At 68.4% G+C, this 12552-nt stretch carries 12 protein-coding genes and 1 pseudogene; 8 read left to right on the forward strand and 5 right to left on the reverse strand.

Going from position 1 to position 12552, the window contains the following annotated elements:
• Positions 1 to 306 (forward strand): annotated as a pseudogene (locus tag UK23_RS53045) (alpha/beta fold hydrolase); the annotation flags it as partial.
• Here the strand turns inward: UK23_RS53045 and UK23_RS31755 are convergent.
• Complete coding sequence (locus UK23_RS31755; RefSeq protein ID WP_045315387.1) at positions 295 to 1329, reverse strand: LacI family DNA-binding transcriptional regulator; 1035 nt, start codon at positions 1327 to 1329, stop codon at positions 295 to 297. The pseudogene UK23_RS53045 and the gene UK23_RS31755 sit on opposite strands and share 12 nt — an antisense overlap.
• Before the next feature lie 157 nt (positions 1330 to 1486).
• Between UK23_RS31755 and UK23_RS31760 the strand changes: the two genes are divergently transcribed.
• From UK23_RS31760 to UK23_RS31770, 3 genes are read left to right on the forward strand one after another with little or no spacing between them, the layout of a single operon-like run.
• On the forward strand, positions 1487 to 2503 hold the full coding sequence (locus UK23_RS31760; protein WP_045315388.1) for a sugar ABC transporter substrate-binding protein: 1017 nt from the start codon (positions 1487 to 1489) through the stop codon (positions 2501 to 2503).
• A 4-nt stretch (positions 2504 to 2507) separates the two neighbouring features.
• Positions 2508 to 3509 (forward strand): ABC transporter permease, encoded by a 1002-nt coding sequence (locus tag UK23_RS31765; RefSeq protein WP_045315389.1) that lies wholly within the window; start codon positions 2508 to 2510, stop codon positions 3507 to 3509.
• Positions 3506 to 4270, forward strand: a complete 765-nt coding sequence (locus tag UK23_RS31770) for an ATP-binding cassette domain-containing protein (protein WP_045315390.1) — start codon at positions 3506 to 3508, stop codon at positions 4268 to 4270. The genes UK23_RS31765 and UK23_RS31770 overlap by 4 nt, the downstream gene beginning before the upstream one ends.
• Here the strand turns inward: UK23_RS31770 and UK23_RS31775 are convergent.
• Complete coding sequence (locus UK23_RS31775) at positions 4267 to 4608, reverse strand: DUF4440 domain-containing protein (RefSeq protein ID WP_045315391.1); 342 nt, start codon at positions 4606 to 4608, stop codon at positions 4267 to 4269. The genes UK23_RS31770 and UK23_RS31775 overlap by 4 nt on opposite strands.
• A 39-nt stretch (positions 4609 to 4647) precedes the next feature.
• On the opposite strand from UK23_RS31775, the gene UK23_RS31780 reads away from it, so the two are divergent.
• Entirely contained in the window at positions 4648 to 4980 is a 333-nt protein-coding gene (locus tag UK23_RS31780; protein WP_231114772.1) for a winged helix-turn-helix transcriptional regulator, read from the forward strand.
• Here the strand turns inward: UK23_RS31780 and UK23_RS31785 are convergent.
• Together UK23_RS31785 and hrpA are read right to left on the reverse strand one after the other, a co-directional pair.
• Entirely contained in the window at positions 4954 to 5478 is a 525-nt protein-coding gene (locus UK23_RS31785; RefSeq protein ID WP_045315392.1) for a hypothetical protein, read from the reverse strand. The two genes, UK23_RS31780 and UK23_RS31785, sit on opposite strands and share 27 nt — an antisense overlap.
• An 18-nt stretch (positions 5479 to 5496) precedes the next feature.
• The gene (gene hrpA, locus UK23_RS31790; RefSeq protein WP_082115129.1) at positions 5497 to 9381 is read right to left on the reverse strand and encodes an ATP-dependent RNA helicase HrpA; all 3885 of its coding nucleotides are present in this window, start codon (positions 9379 to 9381) and stop codon (positions 5497 to 5499) included.
• A 224-nt stretch (positions 9382 to 9605) separates the two neighbouring features.
• On the opposite strand from hrpA, the gene UK23_RS31795 reads away from it, so the two are divergent.
• Genes UK23_RS31795 through UK23_RS31805 form a run of 3 tightly spaced genes read left to right on the forward strand, consistent with a single transcriptional unit; the run spans position 9606 to position 11452 of the window.
• Positions 9606 to 10187, forward strand: a complete 582-nt coding sequence (locus UK23_RS31795; protein WP_045315393.1) for a DUF4240 domain-containing protein — start codon at positions 9606 to 9608, stop codon at positions 10185 to 10187.
• A 57-nt stretch (positions 10188 to 10244) separates the two neighbouring features.
• The gene (locus UK23_RS49110) at positions 10245 to 11126 is read left to right on the forward strand and encodes a DUF4240 domain-containing protein (RefSeq protein ID WP_052685241.1); all 882 of its coding nucleotides are present in this window, start codon (positions 10245 to 10247) and stop codon (positions 11124 to 11126) included.
• On the forward strand, positions 11126 to 11452 hold the full coding sequence (locus UK23_RS31805) for a hypothetical protein (RefSeq protein ID WP_045315394.1): 327 nt from the start codon (positions 11126 to 11128) through the stop codon (positions 11450 to 11452). The genes UK23_RS49110 and UK23_RS31805 overlap by 1 nt, the downstream gene beginning before the upstream one ends.
• Here UK23_RS31805 and add read toward each other — a convergent pair.
• A complete protein-coding gene (gene add, locus UK23_RS31810) occupies positions 11419 to 12393 on the reverse strand; it encodes an adenosine deaminase (protein ID WP_045315395.1) in 975 nt (324 codons plus the stop codon). The two genes, UK23_RS31805 and add, sit on opposite strands and share 34 nt — an antisense overlap.
• Between the last annotated feature and the right edge of the window lie 159 nt (positions 12394 to 12552).

Raw genomic sequence — 12552 nt, forward strand, 5'->3', positions numbered from 1 at the left:
CCTCTCGGGCTGGTGCTGCGGTCGCCGTTCGCGTCACTCGCGGCGGTGGGGTCGCACCACTACCCGTGGCTGCCGGTGAAGATGTTGTTGCGGGACAAGTACCCGGTGCTCGACCGGGTGTCCTCTGTGGATGTTCCCATCACGGTCATCCTCGGGACCAAGGACTCGGTCGTGCCCGCGGCGCAGAGCCGTGAGGTCGCCACGGCCGGTCATGCGCGGTTGATCGAGATCTCGGGAGCCGACCACAACGACGAGGCGCTGTGCTCGGGTCCGCAGGTGATCGACGCGGTGCTGTCAGTCCGTTGACGGCCTGATCTCGCCGGAGCCTCGCTGGACGAGGGCGGCGGGGACGACGGCGTGCACGGGTGGCGAGGTGTCGCCGTCGATGCGGGCGAAGACGAGCTCGGCGGCTTTGCGGCCGATGCCGGGGACGTCCTGGCGCACGACGGTGATGCCGGGTTCGAGCATGTCGGCGAGCGGGAAGTCGTCGAACCCGATGAGCGCCGTGTGGTGGTGCAGGCCGCGGGCGCGCAGGACTCTCATGGCGCCGACGGTGACGAGGTTCTGCGCGGTGAACAGCGCGGTCGGCGGGCGTTCGAGGTCCAGGAGTTCGGTGGCCGCGGTTTCGGCGAGGTCCGCGCCGTGCAGGCCGGTGCGGACGAGTTCGTCGCGCAGGGTGAGTCCGGCCTGGGCGAGGCCTTCGAGGTAGCCGGTGTAGCGCTCCTGGCTGGTCCACAACGTGCGGCGGTCGCCGAGGAACGCGATGTCGCGGTGGCCGAGTGAGGCGAGTTGCAGGACGGCGTCGCGGGAGCTGTCGCGGTTGGTGGTGGTGACGCAGTCGGTGCCGCCGAAGGTGGGCGGCCGGTCGACGAGCACCATCGGGGTGCCGCGTTCGCGTTCCTGCTGCAACGCGTCCTGGTGGCCGCCGGCGGCCATGACGACGACGCCGTCGACACGGCGCGCCGAGAGGGACACGAGCAGTTCGCTCTGCAGTGTGCGGTCGTCCTCGCTGCTGCCGGCGAGGACGAGGACGCCGTTGTGGCGGGCGCGGTCCTCGACGGCGCGCAGCAGGGCGGAGTCGAACGGGTTGGAGAGGTCCTCGAACAGCACGCCGATGGTGGCGCTGCGGCGGTCGGAGCGGCGCAGGCTGCTGGCGGTGAGGTTGGGCCGGTAGCCGAGGCTGCGGGCGGCGGCGCGCACGCGTTCGACGACTTCGGGCCCGGCGCCGGGCAGGTCGTTGATGACGCGGGAGACGGTCTTGGTGCTGACCTTCGCGAGCGCGGCGACGTCGCGCATCGTGGGTTCGCGTCTTTCGCCTGCTTGATCCATGTCCACCCACCCCGGGTAACGCTTGTGTAACGGCCAGTTGTGGCGCCTTCTCCGGGAAAGCTAGCGTCAACGATGACGTAATGGAATCCCCTCTTTACCCGTAACCGTGACCGGTGTTTGCCCGGTCGGTTACGTCAACGTTGACGTAGGAGGAGTCATGTCGCGCAGAGCGTTCGGGCTGACGGCGGCGGCGGTGCTGGCGCTGGTCGCGGCGGCGTGCGGGAACGGCGGTTCGTCGGGCGGCGGCACTCTGGTCGGGCTGGTGACGAAGACGGACACGAACCCGTTCTTCGTGAAGATGAAGGAGGGCGCGCAGCAGGCGGCGTCGTCGTCGGGTGCGACGGTGCAGTCGTTCGCGGGCAAGCAGGACGGTGACAACCAGACGCAGGTGGACGCGATCGAGAACCTGATCGCCTCTGGTGCGAAGGGCATCCTGATCACGCCGTCGGACTCGAAGGCGATCGTGCCGTCGGTGGACAAGGCGCGGGCGGCGGGTCTGCTGGTGATCGCGCTGGACACGCAGCTGGAACCCGCTTCGGCCGCCGATGCGACGTTCGCGACGGACAACTTCAAGGCGGGGTTGCTGATCGGGGCGTGGGCGAAGGCGAAGTTCGCGTCGACGGGCAAGCAGGCGAAGATCGCGTTGCTGGACCTGAACCCGAACCAGGTGTCGGTGGACGTGCAGCGCGACCAGGGGTTCCTGCAGGGCTTCGGTGTGGACGTGAAGGACAAGAACCGGATCGGCGACGAGTCGGATCCGCGGATCGTGGGTCACGACGTGACCAACGGTGATCCGTCCGGTGGGCGCACGGCGATGGAGAACCTGCTGCAGAAGGATCCGGGCGTCAACCTGGTCTACACGATCAACGAGCCCGCGGCCGCCGGTGCGTACGAGGCGTTGAAGGCGGCGGGCAAGGAGAAGGACGTCGTGATCGTGTCGGTCGACGGCGGCTGTCCCGGCGTGAACAACGTGAAGGCCGGGGTCATCGGGGCGACGTCGCAGCAGTACCCGTTGAAGATGGCGCAGCTCGGTGTGGAGGCGGTGGCGAAGTTCGCCAAGGACGGCTCGAAGCCGTCGGACACCGACACCGGGGTCACGTTGATCACCGATCAGCCGGCCGCGGGCGTGGAGTCGAAGGACTCGGCGTTCGGCCTGCAGAACTGCTGGGGCTGAGAAGATGACCGCAGTCGTGGAGGAGCGGGATCAGTCCCTGCTGACGCGGGTGCAGCACCTGTTGCACGCGCAGGCCACGATCGGCCCCGCGGTGGTGCTGCTGGCGTCGGTGATCGTGTTCGCGCTGTTGTCGGAGCGGTTCCTGACTCCGGGCAACATCTCGCTGATCCTGCAGCAGGTCGCCGTGGTCGGCACCTTGGCCGTGGGGCAGACGATCGTGATCCTGACGGCGGGGATCGACCTGTCGTGCGGGGCGATCATGGTGCTGACGTCGATCGTGATGGCGAAGGTCGCGGCCGAGACCGGCCTGCCGGGGTTGCCGGCGCTGCTGCTGGGGTTCTTGGTGGGCACGCTGTGCGGGCTGCTCAACGGGTTCCTGGTGACGCGGTTGAAGTTGCCGCCGTTCATCGTGACGCTGGGGACGTTGAACGTGTTCTTCGCGTTGAACCTCTGGTACTCGCACAGTGCGACGATCCGCGGCACGGATATGCCGTCGTTGCTGTTGTTCACGGGGCAGACGTTCACCGTCGGCGGCACGAGGATCACCTACGGCTCGATCATGCTGGTGCTGCTGGTGGCGGCGATGGCGTTCGTGCTGAAGAACACCGCGTGGGGCCGGCACGTCTACTCCACGGGTGACGACCTGGAGGCGTCGCGCCTGTCCGGTATCCGCACGGCGCGGGTGCTGCTGTCGGTGTACGCGACGGCGGGGCTGATCTACGCGGTGGCGGCGTGGACGTTGATCGGCCGGATCGCGTCGGCGTCGCCGCAGGCCGGGCAGACCGACAACCTGGACTCGATCACGGCGGTCGTGATCGGCGGGACGTCGTTGTTCGGTGGCCGTGGCGCGGTGGTGGGATCGTTGCTGGGTGCCTTGATCGTCGGGGTGTTCCGCAACGGGCTGGCTCTCGCGGGTGTGGACGTGCTGTGGCAGACGATGGCGGTGGGTGTGCTGATCATCGTGGCGGTGTCGCTGGACCAGTGGATCAGGAAGGTGAAGGCATGACCCCCGTCCTGCAGGCCACCGGTCTGGTGAAGCGCTACGGCAAGGTCACCGCTCTCGCCGGAGCGGACCTGGAGTTGCTGCCGGGTGAGATCCTGGCGGTGATCGGGGACAACGGTGCGGGCAAGTCGTCGCTGATCAAGGCCCTGTCCGGGGCGGTGATCCCGGACGAGGGCTCGATCTTCGTCGATGGTGCCGAGGTGTCGTTCTCGTCGCCGTTGGACGCGCGGCGTGCGGGCATCGAGACGGTGCACCAGTCGTTGGCGGTGTCGCCGTCGCTGGACATCGCGGCGAACCTGTTCCTCGGGCGTGAGCGGCGTCGTCCTGGTGTGCTGGGTTCGGTGTTCCGGATGCTGGATCGCGCCGGGATGCGGGACGAGGCGCGTCGTCAGCTCGACGCGCTGGGGATCATGACGATCCAGAATCCGGGCCAGGCGGTGGAGACGTTGTCCGGTGGTCAGCGTCAGGCCGTGGCGGTGGCGCGGGCGGCGGCGTTCGGCAGCCGGGTCGTGATCATGGACGAACCGACTGCCGCGCTGGGCGTGCGGGAGTCGCGTGCCGTGCTGGACCTGATCCTGCAGGTGCGGGAGAAGGGGCTGCCGGTGATCCTGATCAGCCACAACATGCCGCACGTGTTCGAGGTGGCGGATCGCATCCACATCCAGCGCCTCGGTCGCCGCAAGGCCGTGGTGGATCCGAAGTCGGTGTCGATGTCGGACGCGGTGGCGATCATGACCGGCGCGATGGAGCCTCCAGGGGTCTAGCTGACGCCGAAGGGGTTGTCGATCACGTACCGCCACCGGCCGTCCGCGCCTCTGCGTGCGACGTCGGTGGCGGTGCCTGTCACGTCGCCGATGGTCCAGTCGACGATGAGCAGCGCGATGCCGTCGTGTTCGTAGACGTGCCTCGGGTGGACGCTGATCGGCAGTCCGAGGTCGAGAAACCGCTGGTTGGCGGCTTGTCGTTCGGTGGTGGTGACGGTTCGGCCGGGCTCCGGCACGAACAGGCCGTGCGGTTCGTAGACGGCGTCGACGGCGTCGGCGTCCTTGGCGTTGAACGCTGCGGCGAACGCGTGGGCCACACTGACGGGGTGGATGCTCATGTGGCCAGCGTTGCGTTCGCTGAAGTGGGTCACCAAACGGTGACCTGGGACCGTCCGGCCGAGGACTGCCCGGTCGAGGTCGCTCTGGCGGCTGTGTCCGGCCGCTGGGCGACGCTGGTGCTGCGGAACCTGCTGCACGGCCCGCAGTCGTTCTCGTCGTTGCGCGCCTCGCTGCCGTCGTTGAGCGCGAAGGTGCTGACCGAGCGCCTGGACTCGTTGGTGGCGCAGGGTTTGGTGTCGTGCACCCGCTCCCGCGGTTTCCCGGTACGAACGTCCTACGCGGTGACGGCGCGCGGTTCGTTGTTGCGGCCGTTGCTGGTGGAGCTGTACCGGACGGGTGAGGCGCTACTGGGCGAGGTCGCGCAGGACTGACTCCAGGGGCGCGATGATGTTGCGAGAGCCCATCAGTTCCTCCGACACGAGCACCCTGTCGCGGGTGAGGCGGCGCCAGAACAGTCCTTCGACGGGGATCTGGATCACCTCGAGCTTGAAGGCGGGCCGGTGGCCCAGCTCCAGTTCGAGCTCGGTGACCACTTCGTGCAGCAGGCTCGAGAACGTCCTCGCGGAGCTGCGTCCGGCTTCCGCCGGCCGCAGCCCGCTCCACCGCGTGTAGGCCTGCCGCAGCCCTTCCGGAAGGCCGACCGGGTCGCGGCCGAAGCCGGTCTCGGTGCAGTCGCGCCACCAGCGGTCCCAGTCCTGGACGAGCTCAGGCGGGATCAGCGCTCCGGTCAGGCGTGGGACCGGTGGGGTCAGGCGCGGTATCGAGTCGGCGGTCGGGGTGCTGATGCCGAGCGCGTCTCTCGTGTACAGGGCGAAGTCGCCGATGTCGTTGGTCGAGATCACCCAGGTGGAATCCCCGGAGAGGTTCATGCTCCACGGTAGCCGTCGTTACAAGGGCACGGCGTCCAATGCCTTGTAGATGCGCTTGTCGCTGACCGTGTACCGGGTCGGGATGGTCTGGGCGAAGTACGACAGCCGCAGTTCCTCGATCATCCACCGGATCTCGTCGAGTTCGGGCGCGGGTTCGTCGGCCGGCGTCTGGGCACGGAGTTCCCGGTACTCGGCGTGGACCTGGTGCACCTTGTCGGTCCAGTCGAGGTCGCGGCGCGGGTTCTCGGGCAGCTTCTCGATCCGCCGGGAGATCCCCTTCAGGTACCTCACCAGATCCGGCAGCCGGTCGTAGCCGGTGTGGGTGACGAATCCCTTGTACACCAGCGAATTCAGGTGTGCGCGGATGTCGGCTGCCGAGTCCGGCGCGCCCTTGAGCCCGGACAGCTTCAGCTCGGCCTCGTGCGCGGCCTCCAGCACCTTGCGCACTTCCTGCACGACGACCCAGGTGGTGTCGTTCAACGCCGCCTGGACCTTCTTCAGCTGCGCGGCGTAGGACTTCGCGTCCCAGGCGGGTTCGCCCATGAGCCGGTCGACGGCGGCCATGATGCAGTCGGCCAGCAGTTGCGCGACGCCGCCGTGCGGGTTGCGGGTGAGCGCGAGCTTGGCGGCGTTGTCGAGGTGGCGCTGCAGGTGCTTGACGGGTGAGTTGATGCCCATCAGCAGAAGCCGGCGTACGCCGCGTCGGTGCGCATACGCCTGACGTCCCGGGGTGTCGAGGACCTTGATCGCGACGGCCGAGCTCTGGTCCACCAGCGACGGATACGCCGTCACCGTGATGCCGGACTGGCGTTGCTCGATGGTGCGCGGCAGCGAGTCGAAGTCCCAGGTGGTGAGCCCGGTCCGTTCGAGGTGCCCGGCGGCCTGGCTGAGTGATTCGCGGACCTCGTCGCGCAGCTTCTCCTTGAGCGCGGCGATGTCCTTGCCCTCGGCGAGGGTGCGGTTCTGCTCGTCGACGACCTGGAAGGTGAGCTTCAGGTGGTCGGGGACGGCGTCGAACTGCCAGTCCTCGCGGTGCACGGTGACGCCGGTCAGCGCTTTGAGCTCACGTTCGATGCCGTGCAGGAGACTGGTGTCCTCGGGCTTGATGCGGGCGAGGACGGCGGTGGCGACGTCGGGGACGGGCACGAAGTTGCGGCGGATCTGCTTGGGCAGCGAGCGGATCAACGCGACGACGAGCTCGTGGCGCAGGCCGGGGATCTGCCAGGAGAAGGCGTCGTCGTCCAAAGTGGTCAGTGCGTCCAAAGTGGTCAGTGCCGGGAGCGGCAGCTGGACGGTGATGCCGTCGTTCTTGGTGCCGGGTTCGAAGTGGTAGCTCAGCGGCAGCGTGAGCTCGCCCTGGCGCCACTGGTCGGGGTAGGCGTCGGGACTGACGTCGGCGCGGTCGTTGACCAGCATGTCCTTGGAGAAGGTGAGCAGGTTCTTGTTCTTCTGCTTCTTCCACCAGGAGTCGAAGTGCCGGGCGGAGACGACCTCCGGGGCGACGCGCTGGTCGTAGAACTCGTAGAGCGTCTCCTCGTCGACGACGATGTCGCGGCGGCGCGCCCGGTTCTCGAGTTCCTCGACTTCTTCGAGCAGGGCGCGGTTGGTGTGGAAGAACCGGTGGTGGGTGGTCCACTCCCCCTGCACCAGGGCGTGGCGGATGAACAGCTCACGACTCAGTCCGGGGTCGATGCTGCCGTAGTTGACCTTGCGGCCGGCGACGATCGGCACGCCGTAGAGCGTGACCTTCTCCAACGCCACCACCGAGCCGCGCTTGGTCTCCCAATGGGGTTCGGAGTACTGCCGCTTGATCACGTGCTCGCCGAGGCGTTCAGCCCACTCGGGTTCGATCTTGGCGACGATCCGGCCCCACAGGCGGCTGGTCTCGACGAGCTCGGCCGCCATCACCCACTGCGGTGGTTTCTTGGCGAGCGCGGAGCCGGGGAAGATCGCGAACTTGGCGTTGCGGGCGCCCAGGAACTCCGTGAGCGGGCGGCGTTTCTCGCCTGGTGCCTGCTTTTTGAGGATGTCCTTGACGCCGATGTGGCTGAGCAGACCGGACAGCAGGGCGATGTGGATGTTGCGGGGGTCGCCGGGCACCTCGTTGAGTTGCATGCCGATCTGCTTGGCGACCTGGCGCAGCTGCAGGTAGATGTCCTGCCACTCGCGCACGCGCAGGTAGTTGAGGAACTCGGCCTTGCACCGCTTGCGGAACTGGTTGCCGGACAGTTCCTTCTGCTGCTCCTTGAGGTACTCCCAGAGGTTGAGGAACGTGACGAAGTCGGATTCGGAGTCCACGAACCTCGCGTGCTGCTGGGTGGCGGCCTCCTGCTGGTCGGCGGGCCGTTCGCGCGGGTCCTGAATGGACAGCGCCGCGGCGATGATCATGACCTCTTTGAGGCAGCCTGCGGTGTCGGCTTCGAGCACCATGCGGCCCAGGCGCGGGTCGACCGGCAGCGCGGCGAGCTTGCGGCCGGTCGCGGTGAGCTTCTTCTCGGCGGCGTTGATGGCGCCGAGCTCCTGCAGCAGGCCGATGCCGTCGTTGATGTTGCGGCTGTCCGGCGGGTCGATGAAGGGGAACTTCGCGACGTCGCCGAGGCCGATGTTGGTCATCTGCAGGATGACGCTGGCGAGGTTGGTGCGCAGGATCTCCGCGTCGGTGAACTCCGGCCGTGCCTCGAAGTCGTCCTCGGAGTACAGGCGGATGCAGATGCCTTCGCTGACGCGGCCGCAGCGGCCCTTGCGCTGGTTCGCGGACGCCTGGCTGATGGGTTCGATCGGGAGGCGCTGGACCTTGAGGCGGTGGCTGTAGCGGGAGATGCGGGCGTTGCCGGGGTCGATGACGTACTTGATGCCCGGCACGGTGAGGCTGGTCTCGGCGACGTTGGTCGCGAGCACGATCCTTCTGCCCGCGTGCTTTTGGAACACCCGGTGCTGTTCGCCCACGGACAGGCGTGCGTAGAGCGGAAGGATCTCGGTGTTGCGGAGGTCTTCGGCTTTGAGTGCGTCGGCGGTGTCGCGGATCTCGCGTTCGCCGGACAGGAACACGAGGACGTCGCCGGGACCTTCGGCCTGCAGTTCGTGGACGGCGTTGATGATGCCCTGGGTCTGGTCGTCCTCTTCGTCGAGCGGCCGGTAGCGGGTCTCGACGGGGTAGGTGCGGCCGGAGACCTCGATGATCGGGGCGTTGCCGAAGTGGGCGCTGAAGCGTTGCGGGTCGATCGTGGCGGAGGTGATCACGATCTTGAGGTCGGGGCGCTGCGGCAGGAGCTGCTTGAGGTAGCCGAGCAGGAAGTCGACGTTGAGGCTGCGTTCGTGGGCCTCGTCGATGATGATCGTGTCGTATTTGCTGAGGGTCCTGTCGGTCTGGATCTCGGCGAGCAGGATGCCGTCGGTCATGAGCTTGACGAGGGTGTCGTCGCCGGACTGGTCGGTGAAGCGGACCTTGTAGCCGACGGTGTCGCCGAGCTTGCTGTTCAGCTCTTCCGCGACGCGTTCGGCGACGGTGCGCGCGGCGATCCTTCTCGGCTGGGTGTGGCCGATCTGGCCGGTGATGCCGCGGCCGAGCTCGAGGCAGATCTTGGGCAGCTGGGTGGTCTTGCCGGAGCCGGTCTCGCCGGCGACGATCACGACCTGGTTGTGCGCGATCAGCTCTTTGATGTCGTCCTTGTGCTGGCTGACCGGCAGTTCCTGCGGGTATGTGATCTTGGGGACGGACTCCCTGCGCAGCGCGACCTTGAGCGCCGCCTCGTCGATCAGGGCGGCGATCTCCTCGGTGATCTTCTTGCGCGCGAGCGGGTCCTTGACCCGGCGTACGCCGTCGAGGCGCCTGGCGAGCCGGCGTTGATCACGCGGCATGAGCTCGGGCAGGCGTTTGTGCAGTTCAGCGAGCGGGGTGTCCATTTGGGCTCAAGGATAGTCAGACCTGGCTGGATCCTTCGCGCCAATAACCCCCACGCGCCCTGCCCGCGCGGGGTTCCGGTGCTGCCGGTGGTCGGCGTTCGTTGTGGGTTTCGGTGTGCGCGCTCGATTGTATGGGTGTTTGTTCGCCTGTTCACCGATAGCGAAGTGATGCTCCGATCGGCGGCCTCCGAAAATTGTCAGACCCCTCCGATAGCGTTGCGTTCATGGACCTCGATGTCTTCTGGGACCTGGTCGAAAGCTCCGCTACCGCTACCTCTGACCAGCATGAACGCCGCCTGTGGCTGACGTCGCGACTAGCGGCGCTGCCCCCTGCCGACATTCTCGGTTTCGAGACGTTGTCAAGCGCGTCACGTGGTCGGGTAAACACGTTCTCACACTGGCACGCGGCTTATGTGTTGTGCGACGGGTTGTGTTCCGCGGAGCAATTCTTCGCGTTCCAGTCGTGGGTGGTGGGGCTGGGCCGGTCGGTGCTGCGCGAGGTCGCGGCGGTGCCGGACGCGCTGGCCGACGTGCCGGCGGTGCGGACGTTGCTGGCGGTGGGCGCGGACTCGTGGCCGGACAGCGCGTGGCCGTTGTGGGCCGGGCTGGGCCGGGTGTCGCACGACGCGTTCTTCGAGGCGACCGGTCGGTCGCTGGAGAACGCGTTGAAGGTGCTGGGGTGCGTCCGGGTGACGGACGCGGGCCCGTTCACGGGCGCGGTGTGGGATCTGGACTCGCCGTTGGAGGCGGCGGTGCGGCTGCCGCGGCTGTGGGAGCTGTCGCAGGGGCTGGAGGAGGCGGCGTGACCAGGCACGATTCACGGCCGCCGAAAATTGTCAGACCCCCTCGCTAGCGTGCTCGTCATGGACCTGAACGCGTTCTGGGCCCTGGTCGAGAGGTCGGCTTCCGAGACCTCCGGCCAGGACCGGCGGCTGGAGTGGCTGGTGGCCGCTCTGTCGGCTCCGCTGTCCTCTTCGGAGGACGCCGAGTTGCCGATGCGGCTGTCCTCAGCGGCGGCTCCTTCTCCGGCCTTCTCGTCGGCTCCGCTGTCGTCTTCGGAGGGCGTCGAGCTGCCGATGCGGCTGTCCCCGGAAGCGGCTTCCTCTCCGGCTTTCTCGTCGGCTCGGCTGTCCTCTTCGGAGGTTGCAGGACCACCGATGCCGTTGTCCCCGGCGACGGTCCCTTCTTCGGCTTCCTCGCCGGAGGACGCCGTGGTGCCGGGTGCGCTGTCCTCGTCGGCTCGGCTGTCCCCGGTAGCGGCATCGGCCTCCACAACGCCCTCCTCTTCGTCGGAGCGAGCTGTGGAGTTCGCGCTGCGCCTGGACGAGGTGCGGCGCCGGGTGGACACGTGGACGCACTGGCAGGCGGCGGACGTGATCTGCGGCGGCCTGTGCTCGGACGACGGGTTCTTCTACTTCCAGGCGTGGCTGGCCGGCCAGGGCCGGGCGGTGTTCGAGTCGGTCGCGGCGTCGCCGGACGCGTTGGCTGATCTGCCGCACGTCCAGTTCTTGGCCTCGCGTGGTGGCGTGCACGCGTGGGCCGATGACGACTGGCCGGCGTGGGAGGGCCTCGACTACGTGGCGGCCGAGGCGTTCGACGGTGATCTGGAGGCCGTTCTGGCCTCGCGCGGCTTGCAGGTGCTGGTGTCGCCGGAGCCTGAGGGCGAGCGGTGGGACTTCGCGGATCCGGCGGAGATCTCGGCGCGGGTTCCGCGGTTGGGTGCGTTGTTCGGGAAGGTGGCGTGATGGACGTGCCGGTGGATGTGGTGCTGTGGCGGGCTCCTGGCCCGGCGTCGTCGGCGGAGGCGGCGGCCCGCTACGCCGAGCTGCGGTCCTCGCCGCTGGGCGCGTTCGACCCGCAGGTGGCGGCGTTCGTGCGCGAGTTGCGCCAGACCTCCCCTGATCCGTCGTCGCCGGTGTCGTGGAACGAGGCGCTGACGGTCGGTTCGGACGCGGTGATCGTGCACGTGGTGTGGCCGGGCCGGCAGCAGGTGCTGGACCTGGTGGCGCTGCTGGCGGCCCGGCACGGCCTGGCGTGTTACGAGCCGGCGCGCCAGGTGGCGATGTCCTGACGCAGCAACGCCTTCGTGTCCCGCGGCGCGAAGGAGGCGTCGACGGCGCTGGTCGCGATGGCGGCGATCGTGTCGTCGTCGAAGCCGAGCTCGTCGCGCAGCAGCTGGTACTCGCCGGTCAGCGTGGTGCCGGTCGAGGCCGGGATGTCGGTGCTGAGCGTGACGGTCAGCCCGGCCCGCATGAGTCGTGGCAACGGATGAGAGGAGACGGATTCGACCAGTCCCAGCACGACGTTGGACGAGGGACACACCTCCAGCGGCACGGCGCGGTCTCTGAGCAGCGCGACGACCTCCGGATCGTCGAGCGCCCGGAACCCGTGCCCGATCCGGTCAGCGAGCCCCACGGTCACGGCCTCGGCGACACTCGGCGCCCCGCAGCACTCCCCGGCGTGGTGCACGAGCCCGATCCCGGCCTCCCGCGCGTCCCGGAACACGGCGGCGAACGGCGTGAGCGGAAACTCCTCCGCGCCCGCCATCCCGATCGCCACGACCTCCGGGTGCGCGACCGCGAGCCGAAGCGACTCCTGAAACCTCGCGACCGGCCGTTTCCTGGGGTGGTCCACGATCACACGGCACTCGATGCCGTGGGCGGCCTGTCCTGCGGCGAGCCCGGCCAACACCGCCTCGAGCGGCATGTCCGGATCCCGAAGCCGTTCCCCGTGCGCAGCCGCGGTGAACGTGACCTCGGCGTACCGGGTCCCCTGCGCTGCTTCCTCGGCGCAGAACTCGTACGCGATCCGGCTGAAGTCCTCGGCTCGCCGCAGGCAGTCCCGCACGGCCCCGTTGTGCGCCGCGAACTGCCCGAACCCGCTGTACGCCCCGTCGTGCGCCGGCACCTCGACCCCGTGGTGCTCCGCGAGCTCGGCGACGGTGTCCGCGCGGACCGTGCTCTCCAGGTGCACGTGCAGGTGAGCCTTGGGCAAAGCGGCAAGATCACGCATGGCCCGCGACGCTACCCAGCCCCGCCGCCCGCGCGCCCTCCTTTTTCGGGCGCGACTGTGCCTCGCGCCGTCCTGCCCGGCCAACCGTGGGGTCACTCGGACGGGCGAACTCCGTCCGGATCCACGCCTGACGCCCTCTAGACGGCTGATTCCAAGGGG

The sequence above is a fragment of the Lentzea aerocolonigenes genome, from assembly GCF_000955955.1.
GTDB lineage: Bacteria > Actinomycetota > Actinomycetes > Mycobacteriales > Pseudonocardiaceae > Lentzea > Lentzea aerocolonigenes_A.